15 protein-coding genes are annotated in these 19,957 nt (G+C 69.7%); 9 read left to right on the top strand and 6 right to left on the bottom strand.

The features are described 5' to 3' along the window. The first annotated feature begins 4 nt into the window (after positions 1–4). Positions 5–472, top strand: coding sequence for a MarR family winged helix-turn-helix transcriptional regulator (locus ABIA65_RS03545; RefSeq protein ID WP_241402284.1), 468 nt, complete (start codon positions 5–7; stop codon positions 470–472). 16 nt (positions 473–488) lie between these two features. Here ABIA65_RS03545 and ggh read toward each other — a convergent pair whose 3' ends face one another. After that, a complete protein-coding gene (gene ggh / locus ABIA65_RS03550; protein WP_241402283.1) occupies positions 489–1,829 on the bottom strand; it encodes a glucosylglycerate hydrolase in 1,341 nt (446 codons plus the stop codon). Between the two features lie 142 nt (positions 1,830–1,971). Here ggh and ABIA65_RS03555 point away from each other — a divergent pair, with 142 nt between their 5' ends. After that, the gene (locus tag ABIA65_RS03555) at positions 1,972–2,631 is read left to right on the top strand and encodes an SDR family oxidoreductase (protein ID WP_241405940.1); all 660 of its coding nucleotides are present in this window, start codon (positions 1,972–1,974) and stop codon (positions 2,629–2,631) included. A 60-nt stretch (positions 2,632–2,691) separates the two neighbouring features. On the opposite strand, the gene leuS is transcribed toward ABIA65_RS03555, so the two are convergent. Further along, complete coding sequence (leuS, locus tag ABIA65_RS03560) at positions 2,692–5,556, bottom strand: leucine--tRNA ligase (RefSeq protein ID WP_354522645.1); 2,865 nt, start codon at positions 5,554–5,556, stop codon at positions 2,692–2,694. A gap of 259 nt (positions 5,557–5,815) precedes the next feature. Here leuS and ABIA65_RS03565 point away from each other — a divergent pair, with 259 nt between their 5' ends. Beyond that, positions 5,816–6,745 carry an LpqN/LpqT family lipoprotein gene (locus tag ABIA65_RS03565; protein WP_354522646.1) on the top strand — a complete coding sequence of 310 codons (930 nt, stop codon included), beginning with the start codon at positions 5,816–5,818 and terminating at the stop codon, positions 6,743–6,745. A gap of 70 nt (positions 6,746–6,815) precedes the next feature. After that, positions 6,816–7,235 carry a hypothetical protein gene (locus ABIA65_RS03570; protein ID WP_354522647.1) on the top strand — a complete coding sequence of 140 codons (420 nt, stop codon included), beginning with the start codon at positions 6,816–6,818 and terminating at the stop codon, positions 7,233–7,235. A gap of 12 nt (positions 7,236–7,247) precedes the next feature. Here the strand turns inward: ABIA65_RS03570 and ABIA65_RS03575 are convergent, their stop codons facing one another. After that, the gene (locus ABIA65_RS03575) at positions 7,248–7,853 is read right to left on the bottom strand and encodes a YqgE/AlgH family protein (RefSeq protein ID WP_241402279.1); all 606 of its coding nucleotides are present in this window, start codon (positions 7,851–7,853) and stop codon (positions 7,248–7,250) included. 114 nt (positions 7,854–7,967) lie between these two features. Between ABIA65_RS03575 and ABIA65_RS03580 the strand changes: the two genes are divergently transcribed. After that, positions 7,968–9,260, top strand: coding sequence for an MFS transporter (locus ABIA65_RS03580; protein ID WP_241402278.1), 1,293 nt, complete (start codon positions 7,968–7,970; stop codon positions 9,258–9,260). A gap of 9 nt (positions 9,261–9,269) precedes the next feature. Next, positions 9,270–10,046 (top strand): TIGR03084 family metal-binding protein, encoded by a 777-nt coding sequence (locus tag ABIA65_RS03585; protein ID WP_354522648.1) that lies wholly within the window; start codon positions 9,270–9,272, stop codon positions 10,044–10,046. Here the strand turns inward: ABIA65_RS03585 and ABIA65_RS03590 are convergent. From ABIA65_RS03590 to ABIA65_RS03600, 3 genes are read right to left on the bottom strand one after another with little or no spacing between them, the layout of a single operon-like run. Beyond that, positions 10,043–11,005 carry a prenyltransferase/squalene oxidase repeat-containing protein gene (locus ABIA65_RS03590; RefSeq protein ID WP_354522649.1) on the bottom strand — a complete coding sequence of 321 codons (963 nt, stop codon included), beginning with the start codon at positions 11,003–11,005 and terminating at the stop codon, positions 10,043–10,045. The two genes, ABIA65_RS03585 and ABIA65_RS03590, sit on opposite strands and share 4 nt — an antisense overlap. Before the next feature lie 10 nt (positions 11,006–11,015). Further along, positions 11,016–11,501 carry a pullulanase gene (locus tag ABIA65_RS03595; RefSeq protein WP_354522650.1) on the bottom strand — a complete coding sequence of 162 codons (486 nt, stop codon included), beginning with the start codon at positions 11,499–11,501 and terminating at the stop codon, positions 11,016–11,018. 49 nt (positions 11,502–11,550) lie between these two features. After that, on the bottom strand, positions 11,551–12,963 hold the full coding sequence (locus tag ABIA65_RS03600) for a CCA tRNA nucleotidyltransferase (RefSeq protein WP_502919533.1): 1,413 nt from the start codon (positions 12,961–12,963) through the stop codon (positions 11,551–11,553). A gap of 167 nt (positions 12,964–13,130) precedes the next feature. Between ABIA65_RS03600 and ABIA65_RS03605 the strand changes: the two genes are divergently transcribed. From ABIA65_RS03605 to murJ, 3 genes are read left to right on the top strand one after another with little or no spacing between them, the layout of a single operon-like run. After that, positions 13,131–13,946, top strand: coding sequence for an NUDIX hydrolase (locus tag ABIA65_RS03605; protein ID WP_354522652.1), 816 nt, complete (start codon positions 13,131–13,133; stop codon positions 13,944–13,946). Further along, positions 13,943–16,354, top strand: coding sequence for a hypothetical protein (locus ABIA65_RS03610; RefSeq protein ID WP_354522653.1), 2,412 nt, complete (start codon positions 13,943–13,945; stop codon positions 16,352–16,354). Before ABIA65_RS03605 ends, ABIA65_RS03610 begins: the two co-directional genes overlap by 4 nt. Then, complete coding sequence (gene murJ / locus ABIA65_RS03615; protein WP_502919510.1) at positions 16,351–19,953, top strand: murein biosynthesis integral membrane protein MurJ; 3,603 nt, start codon at positions 16,351–16,353, stop codon at positions 19,951–19,953. Before ABIA65_RS03610 ends, murJ begins: the two co-directional genes overlap by 4 nt. Positions 19,954–19,957 lie beyond the last annotated feature (4 nt).

Genomic DNA, 19,957 nt, shown 5'->3' on the forward strand with positions numbered 1-19,957 from the left:
AACTATGGTGGATACGGAGCCGCAGGTCACTGAGCTGGCTGGGGAGCTGCAACAAGTGCTCTCCAAGCTGTTCTCCGTGCTCCGCCGAACTGGCGAGACGAAGCCCCCCGGCGCAGAGGCCGGTGCCGACCTGACGCTGGCGCAATTGTCGATCCTGCTGACGCTTCTCGACCTCGGTCCGATCCGCATGACCGAGCTCGCCGCCCACGAGCGCGTCCGCACGCCCACCACCACCGTGGCGATCCGCCGACTCGAGAAACTCGGGCTGGTGAAGCGCTCCCGCGACCCCTCCGATTTACGTGCCGTTCTCGTCGACGTCACCCCCCGCGGACTGGTTCAGCACCGCGAGGCTCTCGCGGTGCGTCGTGCCGCGCTGGCGGCCATGCTGAGCAAACTCACCGTCGAGGAACGCACCACCCTCGCCCAGGCGCTGGCCCCGCTGACACGGCTGGCCGAACAGACCGAGGGCTGATCGCACCGCCTCGACGTCACCCAAGCCAGTCCAGGACCGCCGCGGCGGTCCACGACTGCTGCATGCTGCCCAACGGCTCGCCCGTGAACGGCTCGTAGTACTCCGCGAAACTGCCATCGCTGGCCTGCCGCAATCCCTCGCGACGCAGCATCGCCGCGCGCTCGGCCCATCCGCGACGTGCGAAGCACCAGGAGAACAGCCACGACATCACCGGCCAGACCGGGCCGCGCCAGTACTCACGCGACCGGAAGTCCCTCGACACCGGAGACGTCGACGGGATGCACGCGTACTTGAGGTCGGGATGTCCGCAGAACCGCGGGCCCTCGAGCAGCTTCAGCAGCGCGCGCTCCCGGTCGTGAGGCAATCCACCGCAGAGCAGCGGCGCAAACTGCGCGACGGTCTCGGTCGCGATCCAGCGCTCCGCGCGGGTGTCGTAATCCCTTGCCGCCCCGGTCCTTTGGTCGGCCGCCTCGACGACACCGCCCCGGAACCGCTCGGCCCACGCGTACAGGTCGCGGACGTCGGCGAGCGGGCGCTTGTAGTCCTCGCCGATCTCGGCGAGCACAGTGCAGGCCACCGAGAGCACCGCCGAGACGAACACGTCCTCGACCGCGAAGCTCATCACCTTGGGCAGCAGATCGTCGTCGTAGCGCGCCGACTTCATCTCCTCGACCAGCCACAGGTAGCGGTCGTACTCGTGATCCGACGGGCGCTGGCTGGCGTCGGTGTTGACCTTGTTGTCCTCGCGCTGATACTCGGGCACATTGCCGGGAATCACGTTGGCATAGGCGCTGTCCCAGCGCGGCGAGTTGTCCATGCCCGACTCCCAGCCGTGGTACAGCGTGACCCGGCCGCGCGAGTGGGGGTCGCGTGCCTCGGCCAGCCAGCGGTGCCACCGCACGAGATCGGGCCAGCGGCGATCCAGGAACGCCTCGGCGACAGCGCGGGTGGAGCGGCCCCTGGTACGCGCCTGATCGAGGATGCGCTGCACCGCGATCGCATGCACCGGCGGCTGGGTGATGCCTGAGGTGTGCCGGTTGCGCGGGGCGTCAGCCGCCAGCGCCGAGCACGCCCAGCGGGCCGGGCCGGGGAAGTACCCGTCGACGCCGTTGGCGAAGACGATGTGCGGGATCATCCCGTTGCGCCACTGCGCCGACAGCAGGGTGTCGAGCTCCACGACGGCGCGTTCGACGCTCAGCGGGGCCAGCCCGATGGCCACAAACGCCGCGTCCCAGCTCCACATGTGGGGGTACAGCAGGGGTGCGGCGGTGGTCATCACGCCGAGGTCGTTGCCACGCAGGAGGTAGGCGGCGCGGGCCGCCAACTGCGTGGGCGCGAAGGTCGGATCGGGAGGCATTGGTTCAATTCTGCGACGTCGAGGCGAACGGCGCAGGACGGATGGGTCTCGGTAACGTTGCGGCGTGGCTTCCGATGAGCGCTCGCGCGAAGAGCAGACCCGTTCCGATGAGCGCTTGCGCGAAGAGCAGACCCGCACCGCGATGATCACCGGAGCGGGCGGCGGCCTCGGAGCCGCCATCGCCACCGCCCTTGCCCCCACCCACACGCTGCTGTTGGCGGGCCGCCCGTCCGACCGGCTCGACGCGGTGGCCGAGCGGCTCGGGGCCCCGACGTGGCCGCTGGACCTGGCCGATCCGGCGTCGATCGAGCCCGCCGCCGAGGTGCTGACCGATCTCGACGTGCTGATCCACAACGCCGGGGTGTCGCTACCCGGCCGGGTCGGCGAGTCCACGGTCGACGAGTGGCGGGACACCTTCGAGGTCAACGTCATCGGCGCCGTCGCACTCACGCTGGCACTGCTGCCCGCGCTGCGCCATGCCGGCGGTCACGTGGTGTTCATCAACTCCGGGGCCGGTATCAACGCCTCACCCGGGCTGGCGTCCTACTCGGCGAGCAAGTTCGCGCTGCGGGCGTTCGCCGACTCGTTGCGCGCCGACGAACCCGCTCTGCGCGTCACGTCCATCCATCCGGGCCGGATCGACACCGACATGCAGCGCGATCTCATCGCGTACGAGGGTCGTGAGTACGACCCCGGGCAGTTCCTGTCAGCCGACACCGTCGCCGCGGCCGTCGCGCAGGCCGTCGCCACCCCGCCCGACGGTCACGTCCACGAGGTGATCCTGCGCCCCCGCCCGCACTAGCCCCTGCGATTTCGGCGCGGAAAGGAGCGGTGAGCGCTCCGGAACGCGCCGAAATCACGGCTACGCGACGATGTTGACGAGGCGTCCGGCCACCACGATGATCTTCTTCGGCGTGGCGCCGTCCAGGAACGCGACGACCTTCTCATCGGCCAGCGCGGCGGCCTCCAGGGCATCCGCGTCGGCGTCGGCGGCCACGGTGATCCGGCTGCGCACCTTGCCGTTGACCTGCACCGGGTACTCGACGGTGTCGTCGACCAGGTAGGCCGGGTCGGCCTGCGGGAAGGGTCCGTGCGCCAGCGACGCGTCGTGGCCCAACCGCCTCCACAGTTCCTCGGCCAGGTGCGGCGCCAGCGGCGCGACCATCAGCACCAGCGGTTCGACGGCCGCGCGGGCTGTCACGCCCTCCTTGGTCAGGTGGTTGGTGTACTCGATGAGCTTGGCCGCCGCGGTGTTGTTACGCAGTGCCACATAGTCTTCCGCGACGCCGGCGATGGTCTTGTGCAGCAGTCGCAGCGTCTCGTCGCTGATCTGCTCGTGGTCGGCGACGCGATCGGCGCCGGTCTCCTCATCGACCACGACGCGCCACACCCGCTGCAGGAAGCGGTACGCGCCGACGACGTCCTTGGTGGCCCACGGCCGCGACGCCTCCAGCGGACCCATCGACATCTCGTACACGCGCAGGGTGTCGGCGCCGTACTCATCGCAGATCTCGTCGGGTGAGACCGAGTTCTTCAGGCTCTTGCCGATCTTGCCGAACTCCTGGTTCACCTCGACCTCACCGTCGGGGCCGGGCCAGTAGAACTTGCCGTCGCGTTCGGTGACCTCGGCGGCGGGCACATACGATCCGCGCGCGTCGGTGTAGGCGAACGCCTGGATGTAGCCCTGGTTGACCAGCCGGCGGTAGGGCTCACGGGAGCTGACGTGGCCCAGGTCGAAGAGCACCTTGTGCCAGAACCGCGAGTACAGCAGGTGCAGCACCGCGTGCTCGACGCCACCGACGTAGAGGTCGACACCCCCGGGGTCGTTCGCACCGTGCTCGGCGGGGCGGGGCCCCATCCAGTAGGCCTCGTTCTCCTTGGCGCAGAACGTCTCCGAGTTGTGCGGGTCGGCGTAGCGCAGCTCGTACCAGGAGCTGCCCGCCCACTGCGGCATGACGTTGGTGTCGCGGGTGTAGTCCTGCAGCCCGTCGCCGAGATCGAGTTCGACGTGCACCCACTCGGTGGCCTTGCCCAGCGGCGGGGAGGGCTCGCTGTCGGCGTCGTCGGGGTCGAAGTGCACCGGCGCGTAGTCCGGGACATCCGGGAGTTCCACGGGCAGAACCGAATCCGGCAGCGGGTGGGCGCGGCCGTCGGAGTCGTAGACGATCGGGAAGGGCTCGCCCCAGTAGCGCTGCCGGGCGAACAGCCAGTCCCGCAGCTTGTACTCGACACGCGCCTGCCCGTGGCCGTCGGCAACCAGCCGCGCGATGACCGCCTCCTTGGCCGAGGTGACGCTCAGCCCGTTGAGGTAGTCGGAGTTGACCAGTTCACCGTCACCGTTGTAGGCCGCCACGGAGACGTCTCCGCCCGAGACCACCTCGATGATCGGCAGGCCGAACTGCGTCGCGAAGTCCCAGTCGCGCTGGTCGCCGCTGGGCACCGCCATGATCGCGCCAGTGCCGTAGCCGATCAGCACGTAGTCGGCGATGAACACCGGAATGCGTTGGCCGTTCACGGGATTGATGGCGTAGGAGCCGGTGAACACACCGGTCTTGGACTTGTTCTCCTGGCGCTCCAGATCGGACTTCGCGGCGATGTCGGTCCGGTAGGTCGCGATCGCCTCGGCGGGGCTCGCGGCGCCGTAGGTCCACCGGGTGTCGGTGTCGGCGGGCCACGCCGGGGCCGTCAACGCATCGACGAGGGGATGCTCCGGTGCCAGCACCATGTAGGTGGCGCCGAACAGGGTGTCGGGTCGGGTGGTGAACACCTCGATATCGCCGACGTCGGTGGTGAACCGCACCTGCGCACCGGTCGAGCGTCCGATCCAGTTGCGCTGCATGGCCTTGACCTTGTCGGGCCAGTCCAGCACGTCGAGATCGTCGATCAGCCGGTCGTTGTAGGCGGTGATGCGCATCATCCACTGCCGCAGGCGCTTACGGAACACCGGGAAGTTGCCCCGGTCGCTGCGGCCGTCGGAGGTGACCTCCTCGTTGGCGAGCACCGTGCCCAGTCCCGGGCACCAGTTCACCATCGAGTCGGCGCGGTAGACCAGCCGGTAGGAGTCGATGACGTCGCGGCGCTCACCCTCGGACAGCTCCGACCACTGCCGGCCGTCGTCGAGTTGGCGTGCTCCGGAGTCGAATTCGGCGATGAGATCGGCGATCGGCCTGGCCTTGTCGGCCGTGGTGTCGAACCAGGCGTTGAAGATCTGCAGGAAGATCCACTGCGTCCACTTGTAGAAGTCGACGTCGGTGGTGGCGAAGCTGCGGCGCGCGTCGTGTCCGAGGCCCAGCCGGCCCAGCTGCCGACGGAAGTTGACGATATTGGCCTCGGTGCGGGTCCGCGGATGTGTGCCCGTCTGGACCGCGTACTGCTCGGCGGGCAGACCGAACGCGTCGAAGCCCAGCGCGTGCAAGACGTTGCGCCCGGTCATGCGGAAGTAGCGCGCGTAGACGTCGGTCGCGATGTATCCGAGCGGGTGTCCGACGTGCAGACCCTCACCCGACGGGTACGGGAACATGTCCTGGACGAACATCTTGTCCGTGGGCACCGGCGTACCGTCCGTCGGCGCCAGTGACCCGACCGGGTTGGGCACGTTGAAGGTGCCCCGATCAGCCCACGCCTGCTGCCACGTGTGCTCGATCGTCGCCGCCAGGTCCGCGGTGTAGCGGTGCCTGGGGGTGTCGGACGTGTCGTTGTTGTCGACGTGGTCGGGCCGGTCTGTCACGTGAACAGGGTAGTCAACGCCCTGATGAACAATCCCGCCGCGCCATGTGGCCGCCGTCACCACAGGTCGGCCAGTGCACTCCCACCGACGGCGCGGCCGGCAGACGCCTAGGTATCGGTTCCATTGCAGACCGGTCAGCGGACGGTTGCAGGTCCGTTCCTGGCCTGGTGGCGCACCACGACCCGTGGTTACAGTCGGCCCCTGACCAGCATGACCGGGGTCTCGTCACCCGTTCACCACGTGGAAGGAACGCCGTCAGATGTTCGCGAATGCCCGCCGTTGGGGGCTTGTCACAGGAGGCGTCGCCGCGGGTGTCGCAGGCGTCGTCGGATTCGCGGGTACCACTGCGTCCGCCGAGCCGACCCTGCCGCTTCCCCCGCAGCCTGCGCCCGCCACCGTGACGCAGACGATCACGGTGCAGGCTGGCGCCCCCGCGGCACCCGTCGCACCGGTCACGCCGGACATCGCACCGGTTGCGGCAGCGGCACAGGCGCCCGGCGCCGTGCCCGCCGCGGGCCTCAACGCGGCCGCCCCGGCGGTCCCCGTCGCGGTTGCGCCGACCATTCTCCCGGCGGCCTCCGGCACGCTCAGTGACTTCTTCAAGGAACACAACGTCACGCTCGAGCCGCAGGTCAGCAACGGGTTCAAGGCGCTGAACATCGTGCTTCCGATGCCGCAGGGCTGGGCTCATGTGCCCGATCCCAATGTCCCCGACGCGTTCGCGGTGCTCGCCGACCGCGTCGGCGGCGACGGCCTCTACACCTCCAATGCGGCCCTGGTGGTCTACAAGCTCGTCGGCGACTTCGACCCGAAGGAGGCCATCAGCCACGGCTTCATCGAGAGCCAGCAGCTGCCGGCCTGGCGCAGCACCGACGGGTCGCTCGCGGACTTCGGCGGCATGCCGTCGTCGATCATCGAGGGCACCTACCGGCAGAACAACCTCACCCTCAACACATCGCGCAGGCATGTCATCGCGCAGTCCGGTCCGGATCGCTACCTGGTGACCCTGTCGGTGACCACCAGTGCGCAGGTGTCGGTGGCCGCGGGTGACGCGACCGATGCGATCGTCAACGGCTTCCGGGTGACCTCACCGGACGCCGCGCAGCCCGCCCCGCCGCCAGCCCCCGGCGCACCCGCACCCGCACCCGCGGCCGCTCCGGCGCCCCTGCTGCCAGGCCTGCCCAGCTAGAGGCACCCGCAGTACGGTCCGCACCGCCCCAAGACGTCGGGCGGATGCCCGGGCTCGTATCCTCGTTCGCATGCTGATCGCCGCGGTGCTGTGCCTGTGCGCCGCCGCCGTCGTCGCCGCCACCGGAGTGTGGCTGCTGGCGCGGCCCCGGCCCGGCGATCCCGTCCGGGCCGTCCTGCGTTCGGTCGCACCGACTCAGTTGGCGGGTTCGGTGATGTTGGCCGCGGGCGGTGCCGCAGCGCTGTCCGCGCCCGCCGGTGCCGACGTGCTGCTGTTGATCGTGTGCGTCATCGGAGCCATCGGCACCATCGCCGCCGGGTGCTACCAGGCCGCGAAGATGGTAGCCCGCCACGAGGCAAGCCAGCGGTGCTGTCAGGACTCCCCTCAGGAGACTCCCCAGGAGGCTCGTCAGGAGTCCATGGCCAGCGTCACCTCGGGCGCCGACGGCTGCGCCGGCTCGTGTGCGTCCTGCACGCTGTCCTGCAGCTGACGCGTCAACCGCCTAGTTGCGGCTGACGTCGATCGGATGGGTCGCCAACAGCGACAACGGCAGCGGCTGACGACGCAGCACCCGCGACCAGAGATCCACCCGCGCTTCGACGAGCACGTCCGAGGGCAACGCCGACAACACGATCCAGTCGTCCCGCTCGATCTCGCCCTCGAGCTGGCCGATTGTCCAGCCCGAGTAGCCCGCGTAGATCCGCACACCCTCCACGACGGCGGCGATCGACTCGGGTTCGGCATCCAGATCGACCATCGCGATCCGACCCTGCACGTGCCGCAACCCCGGCACCTCGGAGGGGTCGATACCCGCGCGCATCGTCGCCAGGCACAGCGCGGCATCCCGCTTGACCGGACCGCCGACGAACATGGTCTTGGGTTTGATCGCCAGGTCGGCCCACTGCGGCAGCACGTTGTGGACGGCCGTCTCGCTGGGCCGGTTCAACACCACGCCCAGCGTGCCGCCGTCATTGTGCTCAACGACATAGATCACGCTGCGGCGGAAGGTGGGTTCCAGCAGATCGGTGTTGGCGAGTAGCAGCGTTCCCGCGCGGACCCGATGCGCTGCGGGGGCAAGGAAGTCCTCCGGCTCGTCTGACTGCGCCACCCCTCCATCATCGCACTCGGGCCTGGCCGCGGTGGCGAACAGGCGCGGCCCGTCGAGATATTTGTACTGTGGGAAGGGTCGACGACCGTCGAGTCGAACAAGTTCGGGAATGAAGTGGCTGACGCTCGAGGACACCTAGCCGTACTGCGGTCGCTGCGCGGCATGACCGAGTTCCGGCGCCTTCTCGAACTGCGCGCGGTCAGCCAGTTCGGCGACGGCCTGTTTCAGGCTGCCCTGGCCGGCGCGCTGCTGTTCAACCCCGAGCGCGCCGTCGGACCGTGGGCCATCGCGGGCGCGTTCGCGGTGCTGTTTCTGCCCTATTCGATTCTCGGCCCGTTCGCAGGCGCGCTGCTGGACCGGTGGGACCGCCGCCTGGTGCTGGTCGGCGCCAACGTGGCACGACTGATGCTCATGCTCGTGGTGGCCACGCTGTTGACGGTGGGCGCGGGCGACCTGCCGATCCTGTGCGGCGCGCTGATCGTCAATGGGTTCACCCGGTTCGTGTCCTCGGGGCTGTCCGCCGCGCTGCCGCACGTGGTGCCCCGCGATCAGGTCGTCACGATGAACTCGGTGGCCACCGCATGCGGCGCGGTCGCGGCGTTCCTCGGTGCCTACTTCATGCTGCTTCCGCGGTGGCTGTTCGGCTCGGGTGACACCGGGGGGTCGGTGATCATCTACCTGGCTGCGATACCGGTGGCACTCGCGCTGGTGTTCTCCATCCGGTTCAAGCCGCACGTGCTCGGCCCCGACCACACGCTGCGTGCGGTGCACGGCTCGGTCGCCTACGTGGTGGCGACGGGTTGGGGCTACGGACTGCGCACCGTCGCCTCTGTGCCGACGGTCGCGGCCACGCTGACCGGGCTGGCCTCCCACCGGGTGGTGTTCGGCATCAACACGTTGCTGGTGCTGATCCTGGTCCGGCACAGCGGCAGCCACGACGTCGCGGGCCTCGGCACCGTCGTGCTGTTCGTCGGGGCGGCCGGTCTCGGCTCGTTCCTCGCCACGCTGGTGACGCCGAGCGCGGTTCGGCGGTGGGGCCGCTACGCGACGGTCAACGGAGCGCTGGCCGTGGCCGCGGTGATCCAACTCGTCGGCTCTGGGCTGTATCTGCCGTTGATGATTGGGTGCGGCTTCCTGCTCGGCGCCCTGGGCCAGGTGGTCAAGTTGTGCGCCGACACGGCCATGCAGATCGACGTCGACGACGCGTTGCGCGGTCACGTGTTCACGGTGCAGGACTCGTTGTTCTGGGTGGCGTTCATCGGCGCGATCGCAGCGTCCGCCAACTTCATTCCCGATGACGGGGACTCACCCGGCCTGGCGCTGGCCGGGGTCGTCGCCTACCTCGTCGGGCTTGCCGCGCACGCGGCGATCGGCAGGCGCGGCAGGGCGTCGGGCGCACCGGTCTAGGGTCGAACCATGGCTGGAGCCGACGCGGTGGTCGCCGACCTTCGGGCCGAGAGCGACGATCTCGATGCAATCGTCGCCGGGCTGACCGATGGGGGCTGGCGCACCCCGACCCCCGCCCCGGGTTGGACCATCGCCCACCAGATCGCACACCTGCTGTGGACGGACCGGGTGGCGGTTGTCTCCGTCACCGACGAGGCGGGTTTCGCCGATCTGCTGACCGAGGCCGCCAAGAACCCCACCGGTTTCGTCGACGAGGGCGCCGAGGAACTGGCCGCACTGCCGGCCGCCGAGCTGCTGGCACAGTGGCGCGCCACCCGCACCCGGCTACATGACGAGCTGCCCCGCGTCACCGACGGTCGCAAGCTGCCCTGGTTTGGACCGCCCATGAGCGCGGCCTCGATGGCGACGGCGCGGCTCATGGAGACCTGGGCGCACGGCCTCGACGTCGCCGACGCGCTCGGGGTGAGCCGGGTGCCCACCGCGCGGTTGCGCTCGATCGCACACATCGGGGTCCGCACCCGCGACTTCGCGTTCACCGTGCACGGACTCACTCCGCCGGCCGACCCGTTCCTGGTCGAACTGCGCGCCCCCGACGGGTCGACGTGGTCGTGGGGTCCCGCCGACGCCACGCAGCGCGTCACCGGGTCGGCGGAGGACTTCTGCATGCTGGTCACGCAGCGCAGGCCGCGCGCCGATCTCGACGTGACGGCCATCGGCGACGACGCGGCGCGGTGGCTGACCATCGCGCAGGCATTCGCCGGTCCACCCGGAGTCGGTCGGGACTAGCGCTCGTCCCACCAGGACAGCACGCGCGTCCCGAACAGCGTGAGCCACTTCGACGGCTCGCCCTCGGTCACGTCGACGTCAAACCACACCCGCCCGGTTAGTCGTGGGCCCTGCAGCCAGCGTCCGTCGGATTGCCTTGCCGCCCTGATGATTTCGACGGCATCTGCAAGGCGCGGATCCGGTGGCGTCCCGTCCACGAGCGATGCCGCGCGGAAGTGGTCCGCGGCGTTGAGGACGCTGTAGGCCCAGCGGTGCGGATACCGAAACTGGTTGGTCCACGGCCCCACCGGTTCGCCCGTCGACAGTCGTCGGCGCAGTCCTCGCGTCAGGAGGTACTCCATGCCGCCGCGTCGCACCGCCCGCGTCGTGTCGGTCTTCGCGAATGAGTCGTGGGCGAGCAACCCCTTGAGCGAGTTGAGTGTCGAGTGAAATGACGAGCGCGTCGAACCCTCCACCCATTCGCAGTTCCAGCCACCGTCGGCCAGTTGGTGGTCGGCGAACCAGTCGACCAGACGCGTCACGTCGACACCCAGCCATGCTCCGTTGGCCAGGGTCCACGCGTTGATGCAGCAGTCGACCTCGCCATCCCAGTACGGCAGGTCCTCGTACTCCCAGCGCGAGTGCTCGGCGATCAGCTCCGGTGTGCGGCGGGCACGTAGCACCGCAGGATCCAGGCCCCACTCACGCAGCGAGTTCAGCGACCAGGTGGTCGCCGTCCACGGCTGCCCGTCAGCCTCCACCGTGTCGAAGTCGAATCCGGCGGGGAAGAATGCCCCACCAGCCCACTGGCCGGTGGCGTCCTGGAGCGCGAGCATTCGCGCCCCGAAACCCTCCTCGGCGACCCGGGCCCGCGTCGCCCGCCACACCTGCTCGGGAGCGGCCAGCAGATCGCGTTCGACCTGCCACCGCAGCGCGGGGTCCGAGTCGAGAAGCCAGGCCGCCACGTTGTCGGACACCATGCCCAAGAACCTAACCCGCCGAGTCGGCCAACCCGTCGTCATCGGAGTCGGTCAGTATGACGTCCCACTGCCCGTCACCATCGGTGTCGACATGGGCGACCGCACCGGCCAGCACCCGGTCGGCCAGTCCGTCATGGTCGACGTCGAGCAACCGGTCATCGACCTCACCGTCACCGTCGAAGTCCACCAGCGGCCCGCCCAGCGACTCGGCGCCGTCGAGGCCGAACCAGCGCAGCTGCGCGCCGCGCTCCACGCTCACCGCCCAGGTGCCCGACCCGTCATCGGTGAAGCGCTGCCCGCCCGCCTCCTCGAGGTCGAACACCGCGTGGTCGGCCAGCCCGTCACCGTCGAGATCGGCCAGCGCGTCGTCCGCCAGCCCGTCACCGTCGAAGTCGAGCCCGAACGCGTCGAGGGTGCCGTCACCGTCGATGTCGAGGTTCGGCTCCGCCGCCGACATGCTCGCCCCGCCGTCGCCGTCGCCGACGCAGTAGTCCACTGGCTCATCCCCCGTCGCTACGCTCGCCCCACCTAACTAGGACGCAGCGCTAGCCTCTGGCGTTCCACCATTTCAGAAGTTCGGCCACAGCCTCGTCGTGCTCGAGGGGCCCGCGCTCCATCCGCAACTCCTTGAGGTGGTTCCACGCCTGCCCGACCACCGGTCCGCCCTGGATGCCGAGGATCGACATGATCTCGTTGCCGTCGAGGTCCGGGCGCACCCTCGCCAGGTCCTCCTTGGCGGCGAGCTCGGCGATCCGCTGCTCGAGATCGTCGTAGTTGGCCTGCAGCCGGGCGGCGCGACGCTTGTTGCGGGTGGTGCAGTCCGCGCGGACCAGCTTGTGCAGCTGCGGCAGCAGCGGCCCGGCGTCGGTGACGTAGCGCCGCACCGCCGAGTCGGTCCACTTGCCGGTCCCAGTGCCGTCCGCGTAACCGTGGAAGCGCAGGTGCAGGTACACCAGCTGGGACACATCGTCGACCATCTGCTTGGAGTACTTCAGCGCGCGCATCCGCTTGCGGGTCATCTTCGCCCCAACCACCTCGTGGTGGTGGAAGCTGACGCCGCCGTCGGACTCGTGCCTGCGGGTGGCCGGCTTGCCGATGTCGTGCATCAACGCCGCCCATCGCAACACCAGGTCCGGACTCTCCCTGGAGTCCTCCAGGTCGACGGCCTGACGCAGCACGGTCAGCGAGTGCTGATAGACGTCCTTGTGCTGATGGTGTTCGTCGATCGCCATCTGCATCTGGCCGATCTCGGGCAGGACGATCTCGCCGAGCCCGGTCTGCACCATCAGATCGACACCGGCCACCGGGTCCTTGCCGGAGAGCAGCTTGTCCAGTTCGGCGGCGACGCGTTCGGCGGTGATGCGACCGAGTTCACCGGCCATGCGCTGCATCGCCTCATGTACCCGCGGGGCGACGGTGAAGCCCAGCTGTGAGACGAACCTCGCCGCGCGCAGCATGCGCAGTGGATCGTCGCCGAACGACACCTCCGGCGCCGACGGTGTGTCCAGCACACCGGCGGTGGCGTCGGCCAGCCCGTCCTGCGGGTCGAAGAACTCGCCGATGCCGTCGCCCGTGATGCCGACCGCCATGGCGTTGACCTTGAAGTCGCGGCGCACCAGGTCGTCCTCGAGCCGGTCACCGAACTCGACGGTGGGGTTCCGCGACACCTGGTCATAGCTGTCGGCGCGGAACGTGGTGATCTCCAGGCGCAGCTTGCGCTTCGTCAGGCCGATCGTGCCGAACTCGATGCCCGTCTCCCACAGACCGTCGGCCCAGCCGCTCACGATGCGCTTGATGGCGTCGGGGCGGGCGTCGGTGGTGAAGTCCAGGTCGGTCACCGGCCGCTCGAGCACGGCGTCACGCACGCTGCCGCCGACCAGGTACAGCTGGTGTCCGGCCCCCTCGAACAGCGCGCCCAACTCCGAGAGCAGCGGAGCGTGCGGAGACAGGCTCCGCATGGCGGCGGCCAACAGCGGAGCGTTGGCGGCGGGGTCGATCGGCACGTTCGGTGAGCCTAATGGGCGATCACCAGAAGTCACGCGGCAGCGTAACGACTGAGCATCAGCAAGGCACCAACAGCGAGTGGCGGCAGGGTGGAAACCAAGTGGCAACTACTATCGCTTGGGTGTCGGAGGGCGAACAGGCCAAACCACGACGGCGCCGAGGAAGGCGCCGCGGCCGACGCTCGGCCGGGCCGCCCGAGGCCGGCGGCAAATCAGGCGCCAAGCCCACCACGCAGCCCATGACCCAACCCGCCGAAGCCGACGCCAGCGCCCCCGTCGAGACACCCCGCCCGGCCCCGTCGACCAACTCCCACAAACCCGGCCCCACACGTCGCCCGGCGGACCGACTCCGCACCGTGCACGAGACATCAGCGGGTGGCCTGGTCATCGACGGTATCGACGGCCCCAAGGACCGTCAGGTCGCCGCGCTCATCGGGCGCCTCGACCGCCGTGGTCGCATGCTGTGGTCGCTGCCCAAGGGACACATCGAGCTGGGTGAGACCGCCGAGCAGACCGCGATCCGCGAGGTCGCCGAGGAAACCGGCATCGAGGGCAGCGTGCTCGCCGCGCTCGGCAGCATCGACTACTGGTTCGTCACCGAGGGTCGCCGCGTGCACAAGACCGTCCACCACTACCTCATGCGGTTCCTCGGCGGGGAGCTCTGCGATGACGACGTCGAGGTCAGCGAGGTGGCCTGGGTGCCGCTTCGGGAACTTCCGTCGCGGCTGGCCTACGCCGACGAGCGCCGCCTCGCGCAGGTCGCTGGCGACCTGATCGACACACTTCACACCGACGGACCGGGCGCGCTGCCGCCCCTGCCGCGGAGCTCTCCGCGGCGGCGGGCGCAAACGCACTCCCACACCCGCAACCGTCGCCCCGACGAGTCCACTCAACCCCAACCTGGCCGGCGGGCGAACGGCTGCGGCCAGGGACCATGAGTTTTCGGGCGGCCCCGTCGGCCGCTGGGATTGTCCTTCTGCGCTTGCTGGCCGCCGTCGTACTCCTGAGCCTCATAGCCGCACCCATCGCCGCACTGTCGGTCCTGCCGCGCGCGCAGGCCGGCGAACCCGGTACCAACCAGTTCCTCAAGCTGCGCATCGACGAGGTGACCCCCGATATCGTCAGCACCACCAGTGAACCTCTGGTGACGGTCTCGGGAACCGTCGCCAATGTCGGTGACCGCCCCGTGCGTGATGTGGTGGTCCGCCTCGAGCAGGCCGCCGCCGTGACGACGTCGAACGGTCTGCGCACCAACCTCGTCGGCGACGGTGAGCAGTACCGGCCCGTGGCCGACTTCATCACCGTGGCACCCGAGCTCGAGGAGGACCAGAGCGTCCCTTTCACGCTGACCTACCCGATCCGTTCCGACGACAGCCCGTCGCTGCAGGTCGAGGAGCCCGGTGTGTACCCGGTGCTCGTCAACGTCAACGGCACCCCCGACTACGGCGCACCGGCCCGCCTCGACGACGCCCGTTTTCTCCTGCCGGTGCTCGGCGTGCCGTCGTCATCGGAATCCGCCAACCCCGTGTCCTCGGTGGTCCCCCCCGACACCTCCCGTCCGGTCGGCGTGACGATGCTGTGGCCACTGGCGGACAAGCCACGCCTGGCTCCGGGTGCGCCGGGTGGAACGGTGCCGGTCCGCCTCCTCGACGACGACCTCGCGACGTCGCTGGCCCCCAGCGGCCGCCTCGAGGTCCTGCTGTCGGCGGCGGACTTCGCCACCAGTCCACCCGTCGATCCCACGGGTGAGATCCGCAGCGCGCTGTGTCTGGCGGTGGACCCCGACCTGCTGGTCACCGTGAACGCGATGACGGCCGGCTACGTCGTCGTCGACTCCCCCGAGGCCGGCATCACCGGCGCCAGCCGCCCGGGCACGGGCCAGGACGCCGCGATCGGATGGCTGGCCAGGCTGCGGGCGCTCGCACAGCGCATGTGCGTGGTCTCCTCGGTGTACGCGCAGGCCGACCTCACGGCCCTACAACGCGTCGCCGATCCCGGCCTGTCGTCCATCGCCACCATCGACGCCGCAACGGTCGTCGACCAGATCCTGGGCGTCCAGTCCGTGCGCGGCGCCACCCTCGTCGCCGACGGGCCGCTGACGGGCCCGGCGGTGCGATTGCTGTCCGAGCGCGGCCCGACGGTGGCGATCGCCGCCGCCGAGTCGACAGCGCAGGACTCGGCGAACAGCGACGCGCCTGCCGCGGACCTCGCGCCTCGGCGCTATACCCCCGCGGTGGTGGCTGCGCCGTTCGACCCGTCGGTGGGCGCCGCGCTCGCCGGTGCGGGCGACACCCCGTCATCACCGTCGTATCTGAGTGCCTCCCTTGAGGTTCCGGTCCAGCAGGACTCCCCGGTGGCACGCCGCCAGGATGCGGTCGGGGCGATGCTGTGGCGCGGACTGCGACCGGACACCGAGCCGCGCACCGAAGTCCTGATGCCGCCGCTGGTGTGGAACCTCGGGCCCGACGACGCCACCGCGGTGCTGTCGACATTGGCCACCTCGATCCACGCGGGGCTCAGCGTGCCGCGGCCGCTGACCGCCGTCATCGCCGAGAGCAGTGCCGTCAGTCCGGCGGTCGACGAGGCGCTGCCCGACGACTCGGCGACCAACCCGCGGGCACGGTTCAGCGACGGCGTCATCGCACAGATCGCGGGCGCCACCGCCAGGCTGTGGGGCCTGACAGCGGCGCTGACGACCGACGAGAGAACGGGTCTGACAGGCACCCAGTACACCGCTCCCCTGCGCGAGGACATGCTGCGCGCCCTGAGTCAGTCCGTGCCCGCCGCCGCCCGCAACGGCCTGGCCGAGCAGCGGGCGACGCGGGCCGCGGCGACCGTCAACGACCTCTTCAACGCCGTCACCATCGTCAACCCCGGTGGGTCCTACACGTTGGCGACCGAGCGCAGTCCGCTGCCGATGGCATTGCGCAACGACCTTCCCGTGCCGATCCGGGTGCGGCTCGACGTCAACGCGCCACCCGGTATGACCGTGACCGATATGGGCGAGATCGAGTTGCCGCCGGGCTATCTGCCACTGCGGGTGCCCATCGAGGTGCACTTCACCCAGCGTGTGGCGGTGGACGTGTCGCTGCACACCGCTGACGGGCTGCCGCTGGGCGAACCGGTCCGGCTGTCGGTCCACTCGAACGCCTACGGCAAGGTGCTGTTCTTCATCACGCTGTCGGCGGGTGCCGTGCTGTTCCTGCTCGCCGGCCGACGGTTGTGGCACCGCTTCCGCGGCCAACCCGACCGTGCCGACCTCGACCGACCGCCCGGCAGGACCGCACCCGAGCATCCCGATCCCCTCGACGTCGCGATCGCTCACGCGCCGGACGACAAGACGTGAGCACGCCGAGGCGACCGGTGCCCGCGCCACCGCGCCAACGGATTCCGCGCGGTCCCGCGCCACGACGCCGCGCCGGTCAGATCGCGGCACAGCCCGTCCGCAAGGAGCTGTCCGACGCCGCGGTGGTATCGCGGTCATGGGGCATGGCGTTCGCGACACTGATCAGCCGCATCACCGGATTCATCCGGATCGTGCTGTTGGCCGCAATCCTCGGCGCGGCCCTGTCCAGTGCCTTCTCGGTCGCCAACCAGCTGCCGAACCTCATCGCCGCCCTCGTGCTGGAGGCGACGTTCACGGCGATCTTCGTACCGGTGCTGGCCCGTGCCGAACGCGACGACCCCGACGGCGGAACCGCATTCGTGCGCAGGCTCGTCACGCTGGCCACCGCACTGCTGCTCTTCGCGACCGTGCTGTCGGTGGCCCTGGCACCGGTGCTGGTCCGGCTCATGCTCGGCGACGACCCGCTGGTGAACCGCTCGCTCACCACGGCGTTCGCGTATCTCCTTCTGCCCCAAGTGATCTTCTACGGGCTCTCGTCGGTGTTCATGGCGATCCTGAACACCCGCAACGTGTTCGGCCCTCCCGCATGGGCGCCCGTGGTCAACAACGTCGTCGCCATCGCGACACTGGGGCTTTACGTGCTGGTGCCCGGCGAACTCTCGCTGGATCCGGTGGAGATGGGCAACGCCAAGCTGCTGGTACTCGGCATCGGCACCACGCTCGGCGTGTTCGCGCAGACCGCGGTGCTGCTGGTCGCGATCCGGCGGGAACGAGTCAGCCTGCGCCCGTTGTGGGGCGTCGACGAGCGGCTCAAACAGTTCGGCACGATGGCCGCGGCGATGGTTCTCTACGTCCTGATCAGCCAGGTGGGCCTGATCGTCGGCAACCAGATCGCCAGTAGCTCCGCGGCTTCCGGGCCGGCGATCTACAACTACACCTGGCTCGTGCTGATGCTGCCGTTCGGCATGATCGGCGTGACGGTGCTGACGGTCGTCATGCCGCGGCTATCGCGCAACGCCGCCGCCGACGACATCCCGGCCGTGCTGGCCGACCTGTCACTGGCGACCCGACTGACGATGGTGACCCTGATCCCGATCGTCGCGTTCATGACGGTGGGCGGCCCGGCGATCGGCACCGCACTGTTCGCCTACGGCAACTTCGGCGAGGTCGACGCCGGCTACCTCGGCATGGCGATCTCGTTGTCGGCGTTCACGTTAATCCCGTACTCGATGGTGCTCCTGCAGTTGCGGGTGTTCTACGCCCGGCAGCAGCCGTGGACGCCGATCGCGCTGATCGTCGTCATCACGGCGGTCAAGGTGCTCGGCTCGCTGGCGGCGCCGCACCTCACCGACGACCCCGATCTGGTCGCCGGTTACCTCGGCCTCGCGAACGGACTGGGCTTTTTGGCGGGCGCGATCGTCGGGCACTTCGTTCTGCGCGCCAACCTCAAACCGCCCGGCGGCCGGATGATCGGGCTGCCGGTGATCCGGACGATTCTGGTGACCATCGCCGCATCGCTGGGTGCCGGACTCATCGGCCACGTCGCCGATCAATTGCTGGGGCTGGAGAAACTGACCGCCCAGGGTGGCGGTGCCGGGTCGATGCTGCGGCTGCTGATCCTCGGCGTCATCATGCTGCCGATCATCGCCGCGGTGCTGCACCTCGCAAAGGTCCCCGAGGCGCAGTCGGTGCTGGCACTGGTCCGCCGTCGGCTGGGACGGGGTGGCGAGCCCGCACCCGCCGCGCTGGCGCCCGCCGGACCGCCCGTCCCACCGCATTCGGGTCCCCCGGTCACGTACCCTGAGCCCAGGAATCCGCACCCATTACCGCCGCGTCAAAATTGGCCGGCACCACGGGGCGGACCTCCGGCAGACGTAGCCGGAGGCAGGCTGCGGGAGGGAGGTCCACCAGTGACTGACGACTCCACGGGCGGCTCGACGCCTGCCCCCGACGGCGGCGCCACGACTCGGATTCCGCGTCCCGCGGCCGACGACTTCGAACCCGACGTCTCAACCGGGGCGGCCTTCGGAGCATCGGGCCGACCGCCAGCCGATTACGGCGGCGATCCCACCCGCGAGGCATTGTCCTTCGGGATGCTCAACGAGCCCCCCATTGAGGCCGCCACCGACGACGAGGTGCACCTCATCCCCGGTGCCACCATCGCCGGTGGTCGCTACCGCCTTCTCGTCTTCCACGGCGGCCCGCCGCACCTTCAGTTCTGGCACGCCCTGGACACAGCGCTGGACCGGCAGGTCGCGCTGACGTTCGTCGATCCCGACGCCGAGCTGCCCGATGACGAGCTCCAGGGCATCCTGACCGCGACGATGAAGCTGAGCAACCTCGAGATGCCCGGCGTCGCCCGGGTGCTCGACGTGGCACGAACCGGCTCGGGCGGTCTGGTCGTGGCGGAGTGGATCCGCGGCGGATCGCTGGCAGAGGTCGCCGAGACGGCGCCGTCGGCTATCGGCGGCGCCCGCGCCATCCAGTCCCTGGCCGCCGCCGCCGAGGCGGCACATCGTGCGGGCGTCTCGCTGTCCATCGATCATCCCGGCCGGGTCCGGGTGAGCATCGACGGTGACGTGGCGCTGGCCTTCCCCGCGAGCCTGCCCGATGCGTCACCCGAGAACGACATCCGCGGCATCGGCGCAGCCCTGTACGCGCTGCTGGTCAACCGGTGGCCGCTCCCCGAGTCCGGCGTGCGCAGCAACCTGGCTCCCGCTGATGTCGACGCGGCGGGCATGCCCGTCGAGCCGCGCGTCGTGGACCGTGACATCCCGTTCCAGATCTCGGCCGCCGCGGCACGGGCCACCCAGGAGAATGGCGGCATTCGGACCGCGGGCACCCTGCTCAATCTGCTGCAGCAGGCGACGGCCGTCGCCGACAGGACCGAACTCATCACCCCGGTCGACGACCCCGGCCCCGAGGGTTCACGGACGGACCCCAGAGATGTGGATGACCCCGCGTCGGGGATTCGCCGCCGCAAGGCCCTGATAATCGGGATCAGCGCGGGCGCCGTGATCCTGATTGTCGCCCTCGCCGCGCTCGCGATAGGCCTGCGCGGGTTGTTCGGCGACGTCGGCGGACCGCTGGACCGTCAGGAGCTCGGACTCAACGCTCCCAGCTCCGAGTCCAACACCACCGCGGACACCGGTATCGTGAAACCCGTTCGCGCGGTGGTGTTCTCGCCTGGCGGTGAGGCAGACAACCCCGCGCAGGCGGCTCAGGCCATCGACGGGAACCCGGCAACGGCGTGGACGACGGACACCTACAGTGATTCCGACCCGTTCCCGTCGTTCAAGAATGGCGTGGGGCTCATGCTGCAGCTGCCCCAGCCGACCACGCTGGCCTCGGTGTCGATAACCCTCAACAGCACGGGCACGTCGATCCAGATCCGCTCATCCGATACCGCCACCCCGTCGTCGTTGGACGACACCACGGCGTTGTCGTCGCCGACCCCGATGAAGACGGGGTCGAACACCATCACCATCGATGGTGCGAGCCCGACAACCTATGTGCTGGTGTGGATCACCAAGCTGGGGACGGTGGACGGCCGAAGCGAGAGCGCGCTGTCCGACATCACCCTCAAAGCCACGTCCTGAACCC

Source organism: Mycolicibacterium sp. 624, from assembly GCF_040548615.1.
In the GTDB taxonomy this organism is placed as follows: domain Bacteria; phylum Actinomycetota; class Actinomycetes; order Mycobacteriales; family Mycobacteriaceae; genus Mycobacterium.